The 21,893-nt window shown below is 36.6% G+C and carries 15 protein-coding genes; 9 read left to right on the top strand and 6 right to left on the bottom strand.

The features are described from left to right. Nucleotides 1–278: 278 nt before the first annotated feature. From ACU52_RS07750 to ACU52_RS07740, 3 genes are all read right to left on the bottom strand, one after another. The gene (locus ACU52_RS07750; RefSeq protein WP_053398374.1) at nt 279–566 is read right to left on the bottom strand and encodes an LPD28 domain-containing protein; all 288 of its coding nucleotides are present in this window, start codon (nt 564–566) and stop codon (nt 279–281) included. An 18-nt stretch (nt 567–584) separates the two neighbouring features. Further along, nucleotides 585–878: a hypothetical protein gene (locus ACU52_RS07745; RefSeq protein ID WP_053398373.1), complete on the bottom strand. Its 294-nt coding sequence runs from the start codon at nt 876–878 to the stop codon at nt 585–587. A gap of 392 nt (nt 879–1,270) precedes the next feature. Further along, entirely contained in the window at nt 1,271–1,915 is a 645-nt protein-coding gene (locus ACU52_RS07740) for a hypothetical protein (RefSeq protein ID WP_053398372.1), read from the bottom strand. 388 nt (nt 1,916–2,303) lie between these two features. Between ACU52_RS07740 and ACU52_RS07735 the strand changes: the two genes are divergently transcribed. From ACU52_RS07735 to tnpC, 9 genes are all read left to right on the top strand, one after another. Further along, a complete protein-coding gene (locus ACU52_RS07735) occupies nt 2,304–2,528 on the top strand; it encodes a helix-turn-helix transcriptional regulator (protein WP_027200119.1) in 225 nt (74 codons plus the stop codon). 2 nt (nt 2,529–2,530) lie between these two features. After that, nucleotides 2,531–3,601, top strand: a complete 1,071-nt coding sequence (locus ACU52_RS07730; protein WP_053398371.1) for a hypothetical protein — start codon at nt 2,531–2,533, stop codon at nt 3,599–3,601. Between the two features lie 405 nt (nt 3,602–4,006). Beyond that, nucleotides 4,007–5,071, top strand: coding sequence for a DUF1848 domain-containing protein (locus ACU52_RS07720; protein WP_053398369.1), 1,065 nt, complete (start codon nt 4,007–4,009; stop codon nt 5,069–5,071). Then, a complete protein-coding gene (locus ACU52_RS07715; RefSeq protein ID WP_053398368.1) occupies nt 5,071–6,171 on the top strand; it encodes a hypothetical protein in 1,101 nt (366 codons plus the stop codon). Before ACU52_RS07720 ends, ACU52_RS07715 begins: the two co-directional genes overlap by 1 nt. Further along, a complete protein-coding gene (locus ACU52_RS07710; protein ID WP_053398367.1) occupies nt 6,164–10,192 on the top strand; it encodes a DEAD/DEAH box helicase in 4,029 nt (1,342 codons plus the stop codon). Before ACU52_RS07715 ends, ACU52_RS07710 begins: the two co-directional genes overlap by 8 nt. 6 nt (nt 10,193–10,198) lie before the next feature. Further along, nucleotides 10,199–11,011: a coiled-coil domain-containing protein gene (locus ACU52_RS07705; protein WP_053398366.1), complete on the top strand. Its 813-nt coding sequence runs from the start codon at nt 10,199–10,201 to the stop codon at nt 11,009–11,011. Nucleotides 11,012–11,277: 266 nt separating this feature from the next. Next, nucleotides 11,278–14,865, top strand: coding sequence for a hypothetical protein (locus ACU52_RS07700; protein ID WP_053398365.1), 3,588 nt, complete (start codon nt 11,278–11,280; stop codon nt 14,863–14,865). 976 nt (nt 14,866–15,841) lie between these two features. Continuing rightward, complete coding sequence (gene tnpB, locus ACU52_RS07695) at nt 15,842–16,189, top strand: IS66 family insertion sequence element accessory protein TnpB (protein WP_239684897.1); 348 nt, start codon at nt 15,842–15,844, stop codon at nt 16,187–16,189. Between the two features lie 96 nt (nt 16,190–16,285). Further along, nucleotides 16,286–17,854: an IS66 family transposase gene (tnpC, locus tag ACU52_RS07690; RefSeq protein WP_162207757.1), complete on the top strand. Its 1,569-nt coding sequence runs from the start codon at nt 16,286–16,288 to the stop codon at nt 17,852–17,854. A 508-nt stretch (nt 17,855–18,362) separates the two neighbouring features. Here tnpC and ACU52_RS07685 read toward each other — a convergent pair. The 3 genes from ACU52_RS07685 to ACU52_RS07675 are packed head-to-tail and all read right to left on the bottom strand — an operon-like array spanning nt 18,363 to nt 21,882. After that, nucleotides 18,363–19,676 carry an aminotransferase class I/II-fold pyridoxal phosphate-dependent enzyme gene (locus ACU52_RS07685; RefSeq protein ID WP_053398362.1) on the bottom strand — a complete coding sequence of 438 codons (1,314 nt, stop codon included), beginning with the start codon at nt 19,674–19,676 and terminating at the stop codon, nt 18,363–18,365. A gap of 20 nt (nt 19,677–19,696) precedes the next feature. Beyond that, nucleotides 19,697–20,272, bottom strand: a complete 576-nt coding sequence (locus ACU52_RS07680) for an indolepyruvate oxidoreductase subunit beta (RefSeq protein ID WP_021854324.1) — start codon at nt 20,270–20,272, stop codon at nt 19,697–19,699. Further along, nucleotides 20,269–21,882 carry a thiamine pyrophosphate-dependent enzyme gene (locus ACU52_RS07675; RefSeq protein WP_053398361.1) on the bottom strand — a complete coding sequence of 538 codons (1,614 nt, stop codon included), beginning with the start codon at nt 21,880–21,882 and terminating at the stop codon, nt 20,269–20,271. The genes ACU52_RS07680 and ACU52_RS07675 overlap by 4 nt, the downstream gene beginning before the upstream one ends. Between the last annotated feature and the right edge of the window lie 11 nt (nt 21,883–21,893).

The raw sequence follows: 21,893 nt of genomic DNA, 5'->3' as shown, positions 1-21,893 counted from the left end.
GTGATTTTCGGTTGAAGGCAAGAATTCCGTAAAAACGGATTTAAGCCATTGCAACATAACCTGGATAAAATAATCTTTCGAACACTAGTGATTTACAATAGTATGACCTGAAATTTATAAAAGGATTTTATCGCACTTCATGCTGCGTCTTTTATAAAAGGAACAGGGCTTGCAGGGCAAGTCCAAATTATAATAGACAGTTTTATATTTCAGATAAAGATGACAGGAATGACAATGTGGAGACATCACTCCACACTGTCACTATACCATCTGCATGGTCAATTCAGATATGTCCAGTCCGTTATTTCCAGTTCTGAACCAAGAGGAAAATCTGAGATAGGGTCGCAAACAAATGTACCACAAAAATTGACCACCACACAGCCATTCTTCAATGATGCCAGTTCGGACCAATCATCATCGGAATGCCGGATATGATACCACACCTTACCCTCTGGAAGCGTATCCGTGGCGATACGCAAGTCAATAAACTCCCCTTCAATAGAAAAACCGTTCTCCAGCACCAATGACATAGGTGTTTTGTATTCTTTTCTATAATCGTACAACATAGTATTAAGATTTAAGAATTACCGATAAGACCATTCTCCATTGGAGAAGACCTGAAAGTTCACATACTCGTTACATAATTCATGTGTAAGTATTCTGATATAAATTTTGTCTTTGTCCTCCAAAAGAGAAATCATCTCGTCAATTTCCTTTTCGGGATAATCCCACCTCGAAGAAAATTCTCCTTCGATATAGTCTTCATTTCTGTCAAGATAACAGTCACAAAAAGTATTATCCAAAAATTTCTCAACCTTATCAAGGTCTTTCTCGTTCTCCGTACTTGCGTAGAAGATGTTTGTTGCATAATTTGCCATAATCGTTTCAGATTTGAGTTCTTACTTTTCCCTCTGTTAGCATCCGCTACTTTCGGGGTTAATTAAAATTATGTCGCATTGCAAGGTGTCCTGACTCTTCTTGCAAGATTTCATTGACAAAATACCACCTCAGTTGAAAACCGAGAGTGGAGATTTTGGCAGGAACCGGCAGGCTTGACCTTGCGAAGAAGAAAGACAGGACATATACCTTCGCGACACAATTCTTATAGATAGCCCGAAAGATGGTAATAATGCAGAAAGCTATCTGTTTTATAATAATGCAGAAAGACTATTAAAAAAGGTCATAAATGAGGACTAAAAAAGGATATGTTGCACATCATGGGAGTACCGCATCAAGCATACGCCTGATACGATACTCATAATGATGAATATCAGTCAATGTCATAGCCGATTACATTCTGGTCGTTGATAAGAAGATAGTAATAGCCATTTCCACAATTTCGGAATTCCTTACTGAAGCCAGCAATCATATCGCCATTTTCCCTTGGTTCGCACCACAATGTTCCATCATACCCACAAAAGTCAAACCTATGACTTGAATACTTTTCTTTCTTTTTCAAAGCATCCTTAAAGCAGTCCATAGCTATACTGCCGCAATACTTCTCAATCGTTGAAAGGCGTATGCACTTGCCGTCGATTGTTGTACCTGTAGTAATGCGGTTCTCATATAAAGACTTCTTTGGGTCGGCAGACGCAATCTTTCTAAGCCAGTCATTAGTGTGTGTAGCAAGTTCAGCGAGTTTTTGGTATTTCCGGACCAACTTCCTATCTTCATTCGCTTCAGACATTATAGTTGGATAATAAATCTTTTCAATAGACTCCCAGTTTGAAAAACGATATCCCCTATTCCGCTTGCCTATAGCTATAATACCGATAAGTCCTGTACTCCGGTTAATAAACAAACGTCTTCGTTTGCCTTCTATTCTAACGTACAGTGATGTTGGATTTTCCTCGTTGCGGAGATATAACTCTGCCTGGTGCATTGTTACCGTGTTGTTATCATTTATTTGTTCCATGACTTGATTTTTTTATTCCCTTATTTTGAAGCTTTATTGCTTCTTCGTTCGGGATACTGATTTTACGTGCAGATCAGTACTGCCAGATTAGGGCGATAAGGCAAGAAAATAGACAAAGAGAACAAATGAAATACCCAAATCTACGATTTGCGGAAAGCAGTTGTTTGTTCTGACGGCTATTAGAATCACGGTTCTTGCCATTCACACAGGCAGTAACTTTGCATAGGAAAATCAAAACCGAACGACGAGAACAGGGAAAGAGTGGTGATTTATAATATAACCTTAAAATCGGGGACACCATAAAGAAGATCTATGTATTTCTTATCAAAACATTTGTCCATATTATCAAAATACGATAACTTTGTATCGTAATACTTTAAAATTCATTATGGAAAAAGTTGCTTATAATCGTATCAAAATCGCATTGCTTGAAAGACAAAAAACAGGAAAGTGGTTAAGCGATCAACTTGGCAAATCAGAGGTAACCATTAGTCGTTGGACATCAAACGCAAGTCAGCCATCAATTGAAACGCTATATAAAATTGCCAAACTTTTACAGATGGATGTAAGTGAGTTACTTATAAAAAATGATTCTAATTTTGACTCTCATTAATTATGGATAGATATTTCAAACGTAATTTTGTTTTCGCCGCTAATCGTTACGAGGAGTGGCAAGGTGGATATTGCATTAATCAAGGTTATATAAATTGTGTCATTACAGCCGAGTTTTCTGGAGATCTAATGCGCGTTTTTTTAAGCAACGTTGAAGAACTTCGTATTCTTAAAAATTTCGAATTTGAAATGGATGGTTCAATGATATTAGCTGATAGGATCCAATATGTTCATAATACATCTGATTTTAATCCGTCAATTCCGATAGTGTGCCATCTATTTTTTTCAAATGGAACTATTGATTATGTTAGATTCGCAATGACCAATCCTGACAGAATTATAGAATTCTACGGGAAATTAGAAAAATTAGACCAACAGAACTCCCATCATGAGGAATGCAAAAAGACATTAGACACAGCTCAAAGTATTATGAATGAATTAAAAAGTTATGGTATGCTGTCCCTGGACCCACTTATGGAACGAGCTGTAAAATTATACAACGACAATTCAAATGTTAGTAATCTCGATCAGGCAAAATTCATAGTAGAGACCCTTAAACTTTTTGTGAAGTGCAATAAGTTAGACCTTGAAGAACATGAAAATCACACATCTGCCTATAGACCCAAAATTCTAATGTATATTGCTCTATGTAATTACAAGATAAATAATATTGACAGAGCATACAAAATTGCTCAAAAAGCATTAGATGCAATAAATGAAGCTATATCAGATTCTCCTTTGATTGGTATTCCACGTTCTTATTACGGGGAAGAAACCATTAACAATTTAATTAGTGTAATTGAAAATAAATATTTGAACTCTATAAATGGAGATTCAAATTACTATGAAATAGATGAAAATATTATCGATACGACTTTCTTAGATAAGTTGTCAACTAGTAATAATAGTCGAGTCAATGATATATCCAAAGAATTTATCAAAGCTTTAATTGATGCAATTTCAAAAATTCAAAATGAATTCACAAAAATCGGCAAAAGAAATGGCGATTCTGCATTAGCAATTAAGAATAACCAAATGCTTGAAATGTATAAGATTGCTCTTTATTTCGCCTAGGAAAAGTATAATTATGGATGTCACAGTGATTTTTGGAAAGAAGGTGACTCCATGTTTGAATATATGATGTTCGAAATGCAGCCGGCAGAAATAATAAATGATCTCATTATATCCTTGAAAGAATCTTCACCTTTTAGGATGATTGAACGAAACGGGTTGATAACAAATGGATTAATTACCATATATGAAGATTTGATAAAAAAATTGCATTCGGGAAAAATTCAACTATAGAGAATTTGTGACTCTTGGATTTTATCTTCGATCTTGATTAAGAACGCCAATCTAAGTATGAATGTCAACATACTACCGCTAGCAAAAACTTATAGAACATAAAGTTTTGGAATTAATTGGCAAAAAACTCATTCATTTTGAAAATAATTGAATCTATTTAAATGATATGTAATTATGGCAACTTGGTCACAAATAGAAATAAACGTAGAAGGACAATTTGTAAATGCGCAAGCACCTTTAATCGTATCTGCTAGTAGAAGTACTGATATTCCGGCTTTCTATTCAGACTGGTTTTTTGACCGATTAAAAAAAGGGTACTCAGCATGGACAAATCCGTTTAATGGTATCAAATCCTATGTTTCATACGCCCAAACAAGATTCATTGTTTTCTGGTCAAAGAATCCACGCCCATTATTGGATTATCTTCATATTCTTGAAGAAAAGAATATAAAGTGTTACATTCAATATACGTTAAATGACTACGAAACTGAAAAGCTAGAGAAAGTTCCTTCATTGGCTTCGCGAATAGATACTTTTAAAACGTTAGTAAAACATCTAGGTAAAGGCTCTGTTATTTGGAGATTTGATCCTTTGATTCTTACCGATGATATATCAATTGATGACCTGCTAAGTAAGGTGCAAAAAGTTGGGGATCAACTTAAAGGATATACTGAAAAATTGGTTTTCAGCTATGCTGACATCAAAACATATAAAAAAGTCAAGTCAAATCTTGAACGTAACGGAATCCCGTATCATGAATGGAATGAGATTCTTATGGAGGAATTTGCTCGGAAACTATCTGTAATGAACAAGGAACGAGACTGGAACTACACATTGGCAACTTGTGGAGAAAAGATAGACATTGACAAATACGGCATCGAGCACAATCGTTGTATCGATGGTGATTTGATTACCAAATTGGCATGGAAGGATACTAAACTGATGGAATTCATGAAAGTCAAAATAGAAAGTGTTCCTGCTCCTACCCTTTTTTGGGATATCAATATTCCAGATAACGCCATAATACTTCCAGACAACCATTATTTTATCAGTGCCCATAAGAAAGATCCCGGACAGCGTGAACTTTGTGGCTGCATGGCAGCTAAAGATATTGGAGAATACAATACATGCCCACATCTTTGTGAATATTGCTATGCCAATACATCTAAAGACACGGCAATAGCAAACTGGAAAAGACATCTAAATAATCCCTATGCAGAAACAATTACCGGAAGATAATGGCTTCAATTACAGAATATAACAACCAAATCAAAGCATTACAGCATCCTACTTTCCAAAAGATAAGGAACATAGCATGTGATTCTATATCCGACTTAGATACGTACGAAAGAGATTCTATATACTATTCATTGAATAGAGGAGTGAATCTGCTTAATACCCATGAACAGTTATGTCAATATCTATATTCTTTTGGCAAAATGCACGAAGCAAAAATTCATGCCGCCCTCTCTCATTTACAACCTGAGAAATATCATGGAAAGACATTACAGGTCATAGACTGGGGATGTGGACAAGGCTTGGCTTCAATGTGCTTTTTAGATTATCTAAGAGAAAATAGTATAGACGCAGATATTGAGCGTATCCTACTCATAGAGCCATCACAAATTGCATTAGATAGAGCAAAGTTACATTTATCAGTTTATATTGAAACTGCTAAAGTTGTAGACTTGAACAAGTATGTGAACGAGATTACAGCGGAAAATATTGTCTCTGATGTAGATGTCACAATACATTTCTTTTCTAATATACTTGATGTTGATTCCGTAAATGTCAAACAACTTGCACAAACACTTGCGGATGCCATTTGCGCTGAACACTATTTTGTTTGCGTCGGACCATTAAATGCAAACAATCAAAGGATTGATGCTTTTTACAATTGGTTTCAGAATCCAGAACTGATTTGGACAGCAAGCCACAACAAAGAAAATTACAGCTACACAGCCAGATACAAGATTTTTAAAATTGAGCGATATGAAACAGGAGAAATCCTTGTCAGTTACAATCCGCCAAAACAGTTTCATGCAGCCTATCGTCTTGATTGCGTCAATGAATTATTCTCTTCTGATAACGAAAAAGCTGAAAAAGTAAAAGCATTATACAAATCTTTATCTGCCTTTGAAGTATCCACACCATTCGATATCGGAGCCAGCATCTATGAAGATGTAAATCCAATTTATGCAGTTCTTAGTAATATTATAGTCCGAGGACTTCCAACAAAGGCGAGCAGATTTGTCGAAGAAGCCTTTGTCAATTATGGCAATACTCTGCAACCTGATAATTTAGGTGGCATACATTATTCAATAAAAAACTTTGAATAGTGAAGATATTTTCTTGGCTCTTCATGCTCTTGATAACAGGCAATCTCTTAATAGAGGTTCTTATAATTGTGAAATCCTTGATTCTGATCTTGAGGCTCACTATATTTGCGATGTAGCTCCCAAGATGTTTCAGCAACTCTTTTGTCCGCAAAGGGGTTTAAGTTCCATAACCAACAACACTGCAAATCAATCTCAAAGAGTTGATTTTTCTTGCCAATTTCCATATGACAATAATATAAAAGGTATTGTCATAGAATTAGATGGTGAAAGATATCATAACTATTTTCACAAAGACGATGACGATTATCGTACAAATACACTTCTACGCAGTTCTTGGAATTGCATCAGAATAAGAGAATATGAGATTTCCAATACAGATTTTGACTGCTTTGATAGTGATTATATACGTTATGTAAAAAGAGCATATAACAAACCATTTGATGAGTCATGGAAAAAGAATCTTCAATTGACATTATCTCCTATAGGAATAGCAAGAATTCAGAAGGTTCTTGTTGAAGCTCTTTTAATTGGCAAACTTGATATTCAATCGCCTAAATGGAATATTCTTGTACTTGAACGTGATGTTCCTTGTGCAGCACTGGCTATTGCAGACTTAAAGCAAATGTTTAATCATTTGACTGTTTTAAGTCAGGATTATGACCATTTGTCATTTCCTAAGGTCAACTTGACTATCATCAGTACACCTGAATTTGTCTCTTCATCTCTCCATCAAGCTGATGGCGTGTCGATTAATGTCTTTGAAAAATCTAACGATGCAATAAGGAATCATTTATATGATTTAGTCATTGATATTGCTGTAATGAGTAGAGCTGGGGTAGAAAACATATCGTTTAGTGAATACAAAGCTAAAAATGATTGTTATTTCCATATCAGATCCTCACACTTTCAAAGATCTGACAGACAGGTATATACTAGTGATGTAATTGATTATAAACCATTAGTTATCAAGGAACCTAATGGTGAATATACGGATATATCTGATACAAAACGCCATCTGGAGTATTTCATGCAGACTTTATTCAGAAAAGAGACGTTTCGTCCCGGTCAATTGCCTATTTTAAGTAGGGCACTGCAGAATAAGTGTGTTATCGGATTATTACCGACTGGAGGTGGTAAATCTCTTACATATCAGATTGCAGCCATGCTTCAACCAGGTATTACAGTAATCGTGGATCCTCTGCGTTCACTGATGAAGGATCAGTACGATGGTCTTATGAAGGCCGGAATTGATACGTGTACTTATATCAATGCTACGATTGATGGTTCAGAGAAAGAAAAGCGAGGTAAAGCAATGGAGGATTCACTTCTTCAATTCGTATTCCTTTCCCCGGAACGTTTATGTATATACAGTTTTAGAGAGAAACTGAAAAACATGCACGAGCTGGGAGTATATTTTTCTTACGGTGTCATTGATGAAGTGCATTGTGTATCAGAATGGGGACATGACTTCAGATTCACTTACCTTCATTTAGGTCGTAATCTATACAACTATGTACTACCTAAACAAACAGAGGAAAGAAAACATATAACTCTTTTTGGATTGACTGCGACAGCATCTTTTGACGTTCTTGCAGATGTTGAAAGGGAACTTTCCGGCAATGGTCAATTCCCTCTGGATTCAGATACAATCGTCAGAGATGAAAACACAAACAGATTGGAACTTCAATATAAAATAGAAAAAGTTCCTGTTGAGTATTCTGTAGACCAATACTACGACCCTAATCACTATCTTGATGATTACCCCAGGGCATTGAGTATAAAAGATAAATGGGCTGCATACGAGGCCAAACAGAAGTTCTTAACACATTATGTAAATGAAATTCCACAATATATTCGTGAACTTCAAAATGACAACAATAAAAAAGTCATTACTGAACAATATTTTGTAAGACAAAATAAAAAACGGACGAATGCTCCTGAACTAGAAGTTTCCATGCCTGATAATTTTACAGAAAAAAAAGAAGAATATTCTGAATCAGGTATTATATTTTGTCCTCATAAAAACGCTACAGGCATATCCGTAAAATTAAATGCATCCGAACTTAATAAAAGTATGGATGTAGGCACATTTATGGGAAGTAGCGGTGAAGATTTTGATGAAAGCGAGAATATTGATAACGAATCGTTTAGAAATCTTGAATTATTCAGAGAAAATAAACTTCCCATAATGGTTGCGACAAAAGCCTTTGGTATGGGAATCGACAAACCAAATGTACGATTTACAGTGAACATGAATTATTCCAGTTCTCTTGAAAGTTTTGTACAGGAAGCTGGTCGTGCGGGAAGAGATCGCCACATGGCATTATCTGTCATTCTCCTTTCTGATTATAAACTTGTTAGAATAAGTCCCAAATGTCCAATATCACAATTCCCTATGGGTATCATTAAGGGAAGATGGTTCAAAGAAAAAGATTTGTATTACATTCTTCAGCAACATAACCTTTATATTGATGAAGAGTTTGTGGATGTGTTTTCTCCTGATCGGGATATGGTAAAACTTAAATGTACTGTTTGCAATACTAGATTTGGGTTCGGGCTTTGTAATCAGACATGCAATAGGTGCAATAAGGGACCTTGTGAAGTACAATGTACCTTCTATAATCAATGTCATTTAAAAAATGTCCCACGAGAAGCAAAAGGTTTTCAGTATATTGAGGATCTTAATGAAATACTTACTCAAAGAAATATCACTATTCCAAAAGAAAATCTGGAATACATGAATGCAGATTATGAAACAGTAATGTATTTCTTTAACAACAACTTCAAAGGTTCTCTGATAGAAAAACGTACGATGCATGAGCTTTTAAGCAAATCGACGGTACCTTTGTTCATTGGCAATAATGTAGAATTAAGAGAACCAACAGAAGAGGTAACTAACTTCTTAAAGAGGCTGTTGGACGCAGACTATGGTACGGAACTGGTCGCATTTATCTCTACTAGAACTATTGTGAGAAATAATGATCAACTGGCATATATAATAAAAAGCAATGATAGAGAGACGATAATAGAATATATTCAAACCAGAGAGCTTGAAACGGTTGCCACAAAAGGTCTTGAAATATATCGGGACAGTGCAGATGTTGACAAGGCTATATATCGTATGTGCTGTATAGGTCTTATTGACGATTTTACAAAAGATTACAATAAGAATCGTTGCAGGATTGTAGCAGTAAGAAAACAAGATGGTGATTACTACAAAGGACTTCAAACTTTCTTGGAAAGATATTATTCAAAGGAAAAGGCTGCTGAAGAAATTGCCAAAGTGCCAAATTATAAAGGTGAGAACGAAATTCACAAATGTCTTGGCTATCTTACAGAATTTATATACGATAAAATTGCCGTAAAACGAAAACGCGCCATTGATGATATCAGAACTTTCTGTATGATTGGTGCTGATGATAAAATAGATTGGCTCACGAAGAATGAAATACTTAAGAATCACATATACTACTACTTTAACTCAAAATATGCGAGAAAGGATTTCATTTATGACAATCTCAATGAAACGGACAAGTCTTTCTCTCTGACTAAAGACACAAAAGAAGGCACAGTGTACTCTATAGACACTGTCTATAAATACATGCGTGTAATTGATGATGATATTATCAGTCTTGATTCAAGTTCACAGATTGATAATGCAAAACATCTGCAAGGTGCTGTACGACTAATCAGAAGATCTCTTATCAGTCCTAACCCAACCATAGATCTGCTAAACGTATTTTGTCTCTTGTTTTTAGGTGTCGGTGATAATGAAATCCTTAAGAAAGAACTCAAGGACAGTTATATTTCTGCATATCTCGCACTATACAAAGACTATCCAAACAAGACTGTATTTTATAAGATCATTGAAGAATATAAGAAGCAACTCAATGTAAACAATCGTCATGTTGCATTAAAAAAAGATTTACAAGATATAGACAGCTGGGAAATAGAAGCAGAGCTTGTAATACACTCGGAATGGCTACATAATTTCAAAAATAAATACGCAAAAAATATATAATAAGATATGGCAAATGATATTTTAAAAACACTCCAAGCAATGGAAAGCGAACTTGCAGCGATTAAGACTGCTAAAGAACAGGTCGAAGCTGTAATAGCCGCAGATACTGCAATCAATTCGAATCTGGAAAGTTATGCAAATGCCCTTTTTGGTCTTTCCAACAAATTGAATTTGATAAAAGATAGTCTTGAAGAAATTGCAACCACTGTTAATGATGAGACAGGCAAATTTAGTACATCCTTGAAAGCAAGTAAAGCAGATATTGAATTTGCAACGAATAAGCTTTCTAGTTTAATGAATGAATTCAAGACGCAAACAGAAGTTCTTGGCATAAAATCTATTGCTGAAGCGGCACGACAGATACAACTGGTTTGCGAAGGAATGAAAACAAAACTATCAGAATTAGAATTACAGCAGCAAAATTCAATTACGATTATTTCACAGTCTCTTGATAATTCAAATGCAAATCTGAAAAAGCATACAGATAATGCAAAAGAAATAATATCGAAAGCAATAGAAACTAAAGTTTCTGAAATTAGTTCGTCCATTTCTTCATTTGAAACAGAAACCAAACAATCTATTTCAACTATAGAAAATTCTCTTACATCTAAGAGCTTGGAAATCTTAGATAAGATATCTATTGCTGGTTCTTCCACAGAAAGAACAATAAAGAAAGAAGTGGCTGATATGAAGAATACTCAAGACATATCAGAACAAAGCATCAAGAATGCCATAAATACCGTAGACAAAAAGCTAATGTGGTTAGGTATATTTTTAATTGTACTAGTATGTATAGATATAATTCTACATTTTATATAATTTCAGAATCTCATATAATACCATTCATTCCTTATGCTGTCCAAAGAATAGAAAAGGCTCTGTCTCTTTTGGCAGGCAGATAGTTTGGTTTAGGATTTTGATATATACAATAAACGAAACGCAACTTTATGCTATAAGAAGTGATGATGAAAAAATAAATCAAATTACAAGGGACAAAGTTGCTGTCCCATGGGACAGTATTTGCAATCGATACTATTTATAGTAAATAATATGGATTATAAAGTAATATATAAATATTATAAATTATGATGGGATTAGATGATATCTTTCTCAGTTTTGCAATTTCTGTTGGGGCAGGCTATGTTCCTAATATACTAAACAGGATTCAAGGTGATAAAACTTTGGAAGATAAAATAAATGATTGCTTTAAGAAAGCATTAAAAAAATGGAATGTTTCTCAAGATATACGTAATTCGCTAAACTGTGAATCTTTAAAGTATTATACTGAATTAAAAGATTTCATTACAGATAAATCTAAAGGTATACATCCTAAAATTAAAGAGCTTTTACATCTTTGGGTAAAGGAACTTAAAAGTGACAAATTGTGCAGCAATTTCATTATAATGCAACGACAAGAATTGGCAGACGAAAAATTAAACGATATCTTATCGCTCTTAAACGATGATATATCTTTAAAACTAGACAATTTGTCAAGAGAGATGAATAATATTTTATCTATTATTCGGAATGAAAGTCATAGTGTTTTAGGTGTTAAGGGTATTCTGGATGGGATTATAACAGAACTTATAGAAAGCCTTAAGTTTAATACGGCAAGATGCGTAATAAATGAATTGGAAGCACATTTTTTTCATGAAATAAGAGAAAATAAGGAATTACAAGCTGATATATTATTTAAAAAAGGACAAATTACATATTATAAAGACCGTAAAAAAGCATTTGATTTTATGCATGATGCATATATGTGTTTTCCAGCTAATAATGTGTATATTCAATGGGAAATTCGTCGCTTATTAACAGAAAACAAATGGGATGAAGCACAAATTTTATTATCGAGTTTATATTGTGAATCTAAATGGATATATCTGAAGAATGTATTAGTTTCAGAAGATAAAGAAAAAACATATAAAGATTTACCAGAAAAAGTGAGGAATGATTATGAATTTAGAGAGGTATTATTTGAATGTTTATTAAATAGTAAATATGGAATCTTGAATTGTTTATTTGAAGATAAAGACATATCAGTTCCAGAAGACCTAACCTTTTCCACGTTATACTCATGGCTTTATGTTTTATCATATTATAGACTGAAAACTGGAAATTTTCTTGTTCTTTCTTTTAAAGCTCCACAAATAGCCGATTTTGAATCAGCTCTTAATGTCTCTAAAATATTTTATGATAAGATTTCAAATACAGAAATAAAAAATGATTTTTCAATTATCCTATGTTTGCATTATTATTGGAGTTTTGTTTGCAGTCATGATTCAAGTTGGATAGACGAGTTTCAGAAAATAAATAAAGTTGATTTCGGTGAGCAGAAACAGATGTTTTCTCTAATGGAAGTGTCAATGTTAATTCTTGATAAAAGATTTGAGGAAGCATTTGCAGTTATAGCTTCTAATAGCGAGAAAATCAATGACTCAGTTATTAGATTTGCAATAATGATGTCTATGCATTCTGATAATATAATGCATTTGAGATGGATATTAGAAAGAATGAAGAATGAACATCTTAAAATAAATAGTGAGATAGCAGTTTTGATTGCCCAATCAATAAATAAACATAGAGCATTAGAGACTAAAGAAATTTTACAAAATTTTGAATTTACTAGTGATGCAGAAAAAGAAATTTTACTGCAATTATGTGCTTTTAATGCATCACAAAAAATAGACATTGCTACTTTAAAAAATAATATAAATGAAATTTGCGATGAATTAAAGGCTTATGCTGCAAATATATTAGCTATTAATGGCGATACAGATATGGCTTTTAATATGTTGCAGCCTATTGTGAATGAGGATATCCCGGATGTAAAGAGGGAAATATATATTGCTGTCTTAAGCAAAATGCAGGAGAAAACTCCTGATTTATATCGAATTTTAGTAAAAAATAGAGTTGCTGGAAATTATTGTGATGATCAGTTACTTAAAATTGAGTATAGATTAGATTCTCAAATAGCAGATACAGAGAATGCACTAGCAGCTATATCAATGTTATACGAACGTCATCCTGAAGATCCAGATTTATTCACTCATTATATCTATACGCTTGGCAAGTTGCATCCAGAACAATTACGTGATTTTGAAAAGAAAGCAATTGAGATACAATATCTTAATTCAACAGAAGTAATATTAGCTTATCGTGCTTTCTCTGAAAATAATTACCTTGAAACAGCAATATCTTTATTGTATAAGGCAGCTAAGGCTACAGAAGATATTCAGCTGAGAACATTTTATCATAATGAAACAATGACTGGATTAATATATTCTATAGCACATAAAGAGTATGAAATTGCAGAAGAAGGTAATTATGTACTGTGTGATATTGATGGAAAACGTGTTTTTTATCAAGCAACTATAAATGGAAGTAATATTAATAAAGCGGTTCTTGGTGTACATAAGAATGATGTTATAGAAACAGAAATTGCTTTTGAAAAAGTTTCTGTAACTATTGTTGGAATCCATAATAAATATTATAAGTTAGCAGGAGACATTTTAAAAGATGCACAGGATGGAAGCAATCCCCAATTAATACCGCTTCAAATAGACAAGGATAAGCCACTGGAAAGTTTAGAAGCATTTATTAGAAAAATGTCGAAAGACGATTTAACTCCAAATGAAAAATGGGAACGAGCATGCAAACAATATGAGAATGGAGAAATAGGGCTGTTCCAACTCGTGGACGAGAACAATATTTTAGCAGGATTTTATAAATTATTATTCACATCATTTAAAATACATGTTAATAATAGTACTATAGAGTTACAAAGAATACCTCAAAAATTAGAGGACAAAGTTTTTATTCTAGATATTCCTACAGTTATTACTTTTTCTGAATTTTCAGCAAAAACTGGGATTATATTGAATGGCTTAATGACCATAACAACTATACTTCACGAATATATCAAGAGTGTTGACAAATTATCAATTAGATTCATTGACAGTGGATTTGTTGAAGCTATTAATGCAGGTAATTTGATTAGATATAGTGAATATGTAGATCTCGATATAAAAGAACGTTTACATAAAATAGACGAGTGGATTAACAATTATTGTAATGATATTGTTGCAGATAAGGCGTTGGCTTTATTTTCTCAAGATGATGTTTCTCCTTTAAGACAATTATTATTAGGTTCGATGTCAATGTTATTACAGCCTAATTGTTATTTTGTAACTGATGATAGAAAAATTAGTGCATTATTACCTAATACAAATATAATTACTTCAGAAACATTTGTTCGTTTATTTAATGATTCGAGGATTTCATCAGCTTATTCAGAATTCCTGCTTGAAAATAATTTTTTAGGAGTAAACTTAACAAAAGAATATATAATTAATGAATATCTAAAAATGAAACATCATGAAGAAAATAATATGGTTAAGATTATGCAAAATATGCAGGAAAATCCATTACTATTCTCTCAAGCAGTTACAGCATGTATAGAGTTGGCTACTAAAGAAATTGATTTAAACACATTAAAAATTTCATTTACTGATATATTTACTATGTGTTTAAAAGGCTTTGATAAGACTGTAAGAAATAGAATGTTACAACTTGCAGTTAATAGTCTAAGTTTTTCATTCGATTGTATGCAATTTACAAAGCGATGCTTATTGGATGCGGCACTTATTGCAGATAGCAATACGCGCAATTAATATATATTAAATTTATGAGACAATGAACTAAAGAATATAATATTGCCTTATTATTTTCTATTTACGACACTCCCAGACTTACAAGTCGTCGTTTTAAAGAAATGCTATTGATTGAAAAATATAAGAGTAAAACATGGAATACTCCAAAGGCAGTAAGCGCCTTGTTTGAAATAGACTCTCTTATGTTATGCAATATTTGATGCGATGATAGAGGCTCTAAGCGAATTCAGGTTATACAATTTGTAGAATATTTCAAAATAGACAGGAATGAATTTCTTACTCTATGGTTAGCTAACAAAATATTGGATGCCCTAAAGGATGAAGACGAATTAAGGGATAGTTCATTTCTGATAATACTGAAGAGATTAAAATAATTGCCTGCCTACCAAAAAAGAAAAGGTTCTGTCTCTTTTGGCAGGCAAGTAGTTTAGTTTAGGATTTTGATAGATATACAATAAACGAAACCAAACTTTATACTATAAGGGAGATGATGAAAAATAAAATTACGAGGGACAAAAAACTGTCGTAAGCAACCGGTGAAGTGCGTATAGTGAATTTATTCCACGCGAGGTATCTTCGCGCAAAAAAGGAAAGATGCTTACACGAGAAGAAATCGCATAGATAGTCCAATACTGCAAGGAGAATGGAGTCACATACAAGAGCCGACTGAAAGAAATCGGAATATCCGAGTGGCGGTTCTATGAAAGCAAACGCAGATACGCCGAGGCTCAGGCCAGTGAACGTGAATCAGGAGAGTTCCTTCAGCTGGTGCGGGGGAATGACAGTTTTCCGGAACCTGTGCTGACAAACAGGAAAGCAGGCAAAGGCAGGAAGTCGGGATACGAGTCCGGTCCGATGAGCATAGAGATGCGCACACAGACAGGGACAGTGTTGCGGATCCAGGGCAATTTGGACGCGACGATGATACAGACAATAATCCAGGCGTCGTCGAGCCATGTTTAGCCTGAATGACAGCATGAGGTACTGGCTATACAGCCGTCCTACCGACATGCGGAAGAGCTACTACACGCTGAGCGGGATAGTGACCAATGAGCTGGGTTGTGACCCGTGCAACGGTGATGTCTACATCTTCATGAACAAGGCCAGGAACAGGATAAAGCTTCTTCACTGGGAGCCGGGCGGTCTGGTCCTGTACTGCAAGCTTCTTGAATCCGGAACCTTCGGCATACCCTCCGGACTGGAGAAGGACGCTGCCAGTGGGACTATAGAATGGAGCGAACTGGTCATGATAGTAGAGGGCATAATCGAACAGCCGGACAGCCGCAGGCAGCGGCTTGAGAATCTGAAGAAACTACGTAGATAGGCGAAGAAAAACCGAAGAAAAAGTGCCACGGACTTGCGTATGTGGCACTTTTTTCGTACCTTCAAGTATTGAAAACAGGGGATGAAACAGGTAGTTATGACAGTCGAGGAACAGCTGGCGGCAGCACTTGCGGAGGTGGAAAATCTCCGCATGGCCATTGCTGAAAAGGACTGCATGATCCGGGATCTCCAGGACAAGCTTCTGTGGCTCCGCAAGAAGGTCTTCGGCCAGATGAGCGAGAAGACCCTTCCTGTCAATCCGGCCCAGCTGTCACTGTTCGAGGAGAAACATCTCACCGACGAGGAACGCGCCCAGCTTGACAGGGAGGTCGAAGAAGCGGAAAAGACAATCACAAAGACGATAACTGTAAAAGCCAAGCCTTCCCGCAGGCCTCTTGACACCACCGGCCTTCTGGAGAAGGTCTTCCATATCTATCCGGACGGTGTCCTTGACGGAAACGGCAACCTCAGGGCTGAATATGTCGAGATAGGCACAGACGAGTCCTCCCGTCTCGAGAAGAAGCCGGCAGATGTATACATCCACAAGGATGTCTTCCACAAGGTCATCCTCAAATCGGACATCGAGACAAATCGACCTGAAGACAGGGAGATACTCTCACCGGAACGTCCCCTCGCGCCTGTAGCCAGATGTATGGCAGGGGCATCTGTCCTGTCTGACATCATAGTGGGAAAGTTCGTCTACCACCTTCCGTTCTACCGCCTGATACAGCAGTACAGGGAGTCCGGGATAACGGTAAGCGACTCCACGATGGGAGGATGGTATGAGGCGGCAGTGGAGAAGCTCAAGCTCCTGTACGACATCCTGCGGCGCCAGATACTCTCAAGCGAATACGTCCAGATCGACGAGAGCGTGATACCGGTAATCGACAACGAGAAACACAAGGCCAGAAAGGGTTACGAGTGGTGCGTCAGGGACGCGGTCACAGGGGATGTCATGTTCTACTATGACAGGGGCAGCCGTGGCCATCACGTCGCCCGTGAAATCCTGGGCGGATACCGGGGTAACGTGCAATGCGACGGCTATGAGGCGTATGACCAGTTTGAAAGGATGCCCGGGATAACCGTGCACGGCTGCTGGGCGCATGTCCGTAGAAAGTTCGTCGACTCGCTGAAAGAGGACGAGCGGCTTGCCATGGAGGGCATACTCTTCATAAGAAAACTGTACAAGGTCGAGAGCGATGCGGACGACAAAGGCCTGAGCGCGGAAGAACGCATGGAACAACGCCGGAAGATATCCTATCCCACAATCCTGATGTTCGAGAAGTGGATAGAGGAAACCTATGCGAAGGTCCTGCCCAAGAGCAGGCTCGGAGAGGCCCTTGCCTATGCCTACAGTCTTCTTCCCCGGCTGTCACGCTACGTGAACGACGGCAGGATCAACATCGACAACAACCTCATCGAGAATGCCGTCAGGCCACTGGCACTCGGCAGGAAGAACTATCTCTTCTGTGGCAACGACGCCTCTGCATATCGGGCAGCCATCGTATACTCCCTCATAGGCACCTGCAGGGCTGCAGGGGTTGACCCGAGGACATGGATGGAGGACGTTCTCACCAAACTGCCCTACTGGCAACGCGACGGCAAGGACCTCGCAGGTATCCTGCCCAGAGCCTGGGCAAAGGAAAACCAAATCGGTAACAAGTAGTACAAACTAGGTCCGACTTGAGCCAACTTTATACAAGTTGGAACTAGTCGGACCAAATAGTAATATTCTCTGTTAAATCAATACGGTATTCACCGGTCGCTTACAAACTGTCCCTCCGGGGACAAAATTACCGTCCCTGGGGACAAAGATAAAAAAGAGGTACTAAAAGAAAGTAGCAAGCAGAAACACAAGGGACACTGAGGGACAAGGAGATTTTACTGCCAACGTAGCCATGGATTTTCAAAAATGAAATTGTATTAGTATTTTCTTTGCAGATTGTGCCGAAATTTTTGTCCCTCGTTTGTCCCCCAGCATGAAAAATTGCAAAAGACACATCTGATTATCAATAAATTGCGGTTTCATAACATATATTGCATCGGTAAGTAACATTCACTTAATTCACGCTTTTACACATATATTCTTGTCGCAATATTGAATAATATCAGCCTTTCAAATATGTATTAATATACAAAACTTGAAAGGCTGATGCATCAAAATTTACGCGAAATTACACGGCATTATTCTCTTCAAAGATAGCCATTCTACGTTCTAAATCTTTCAATTGTCTGTCTTCAATAAATGAAGTGCAAACACGCAAACCATTTTGACAACTACCTGTTGTTACTAAACATATAGCACTAACGCCATAATACATAAGTTCATGAGCCAATTGCCCACCAGTCATACCTGGGTAACCAACAGTGAAATAAAAGCCATCAGCTATAGGTTCACTTAGATCTTTATCATATACAATGTAAAAGCCGTGATCTGTAAATATTTTTTTCAGTTTATGAGCTCTTTCACCATAAATACTTATATCCTTTCTGAAATCATATTCGCCATCACATGCTGCTTTAAACATCCCTGCCATCGCATATTGTGCGCTATGACTTGTTCCTGAAGATAATGCATAAAGCATTCTTGTAGAAAAGACATAACCAAAGGAGAGTCCTTCATATCTTGCACCAAGATTATCATAATGACGATGGAACAACTTGTTACTGATACATGTCACTCCAATTCGTTCACCTGCATAACTAAACGCTTTACTTCCACTTATAAAAAGCATATAGTTATCCGTATATCTTGCAACCGTTGCCTGATAAGGAGGCTCAAACGGTACACTTAACTGCTTACGGAAATCCATGGCAAAGTAAGCCAAGTCTTCCATTATTATTGTATCATATTTAGTTGCAAGCTGACCAATAATACGCAATTCGTCATCATTAAAACAAATCCAAGATGGATTATTCGGGTTGCTATATACTATTGCACAAATATTACCCTTAGATAAATATCCCTCTAATTTTTGAGCAAGTTTATCACCTCTAAAATCATAGACATCAAAAGTTTCATATTTGACACCCATGACCTGCAATTGCATCTTCTGAACAGGAAATCCCGGGTCAATAAATAATACGGTGTCTTTCTTTGGGTCACATTGTGAACATGTCAGGAAAGCTGCAAACGTACCTTGCATACTACCACATACAGGAACACAGCATTCCGGCATAATATCTATGCCGATAAAAGCTTTGACAAAACGTGATGCCTGTTTTTTCAATTCAGGGTATCCCTGAATATCAGGATATGTGTGTGCAATACCATTTTTTAAAGCTTCGATTTGTGCCTTAACACCTACTTCAGATGCAGGCAAGCCAGGTATACCCATTTCAAGCTTAATGAATTCCACACCAGACTCCTTTTCTACAGAAGCAGCAACAGACTTTACCTCACGTATCGTAGCCTTTTCGAAGTCCTGTATGCCCAAACTTCTTATTGTATTATCAACAAGAACCTTGTCTATTGGTGTATTTTTCATATTTCAGATAATTTGAAATTCTATTTACTTTCACTTATTCCGATATTAAGAGCTTTAATATTCGCATTAACGACCTCTTCGCCTTTACGTGCAAACACTCTGCCCAAAGCAGCCTTTATCTCTTCGTATCCTATACCCAATGACTTCTGAGCAGCTCCTAATAATATCATATTAGCAGAACGCGGCACATTATTATCCTTTGCCAACTGCTCGATATCAATGAAAACAACATTATTCAGTTTTGAATATTCCTCCTTTATTTTATCCATATCAGGATAATTAGGAATATTGACAAAAGGAACACTTGACGTTATAATCCATCCCGTTTTCTTATTAAGATATGGAAGATATCGTAATGCCTCCATTGGTTCCATTGATATAATAACGTCAGCCTGACCTTCTGCAATCAAATCACTATTAATTGGTTCAGAAGATATACGCAAGTTACTCTGCACGTCGCCACCGCGTTGTGACATTCCGTGAACCTCTGCCTGCTTAATATAAAGTCCGTCCTTTATTGCAGCTTCACCAATAATTGTTGCGATTGAAAGAATACCCTGTCCTCCTACACCGCAAAGTATTATATCTGTTTTCATTTTGATTGATTTGCGTTTAACTTTTTTTCTCTTAAATGTCTCTGCAATGTCTGCATACATTCACGACATGGTATAATTACACTCAAGCCATGATAATTAATTTCCTCTCTCAGCATGTTTGTTATTTCAGGCATATTCTTTGGAAGAGGAACAACTGTTCTTAAATGTTCATTATTCAGTCCTAAGCCTTTGCATATAGCTTCCAGCTTATTCGTTCCGGCAGAATCTTGCCCACCAGTCATGGCTGTTGTAAGATTGTCACTAATAATGACCGTAATATCTGCATTTTCGTTAATCGCATCAAGCAAGCCTGTCATGCCAGAGTGCGTAAATGTTGAATCGCCTATAACGGCTACTGCTGGCCATAAGCCGGCATCTGCTGCACCTTTAGCCATTGTTATACTTGCACCCATGTCTACTGTTGAATGCAAAGCTCTAAATGGCGGCAGAGCTCCTAACGTATAACATCCGATATCACCGAAGACTCTTGCATTTTCATAATCTTTCAAAACTTCATTAAGAGCAGAATAGACATCTCTATGGCCACATCCCTGACACAATGCAGGTGGACGAGGTGTTACATTTTCACTTGGAGCATAACATTCATCAACAGGAAGACCTAAAGCCTTCTTTACAAGATCAGGATTTAATTCTCCTGTACGCGGAAGTTCACCGGTAAGACGACCCTTTATTGTTGCATCGCCAGGCATTATGCCGCGAAGCATGTCTTCAATGAAAGGCTGCCCCTCTTCAATAACCAATACAGAATCGCACGCAGAAGTCATCTGTCTTATCAAATCCTTTGGCAATGGATATTGACTTATTTTTATTACAGGATTAGGACATCCCTGAGGATAACATTCATTCAAATAATTTATAGCAATTCCGCTTGCAATTATTCCTAAAGACTTATCACTGCCATCAATATATTGATTATACTTACTATTCTTAGCGTCATTTTCCAGTTCTGGCTGCATCGAAGTAACTATATCATTCTTCCTGCGTGCCATAGCTGGCAATAAAATCCAATCAGCAGCCTTGGAATCATAATTGATATTATTCTGCTCTCTTGAATTATCACAGATCTCAACAACCGCACGACTATGAGCCATTCTGGTTGTAACTCGCATAAGAATAGGAAGATGTATTTTCTCACTATAATCAAAGGCATACCTTACCATGTCATATGCCTCTTGCTGGCTGCTCGGTTCAAAACATGGAATCATGGCAAACTTAGCATAGAACCTGCTATCTTGTTCATTTTGAGAAGAGTGCATTGAAGGATCATCAGCAACCAATACGACTACTCCTCCATTAACTCCAGTCATAGCAGAATTGACAAATGGGTCGGCACAAACATTAAGACCCACATGCTTCATACAAACAAGAGCACGCTTTCCCATAAACGACATACCGAGTGCCTCCTCCATAGCAGTCTTCTCGTTTGACGACCATCTGCGATGGATGTTGCGCTCCTTTGCCGTTTTAGAATTCTGAATATACTCTGTTATTTCTGTAGAAGGTGTACCAGGATAGGCATACACCCCACTAAGACCTGCGTCTATCGCGCCTTGCGCAATAGCCTCATCTCCTAATAAGAGTTTTTTCATAATATCAGATT

Source organism: Xylanibacter rarus (assembly GCF_001275135.1).
Classification (GTDB): Bacteria; Bacteroidota; Bacteroidia; order Bacteroidales; family Bacteroidaceae; genus Prevotella; species Prevotella rara.
Note: the sequence above shows the minus strand (reverse complement) of the source record. Positions and strands in the feature narration are given on the sequence as shown.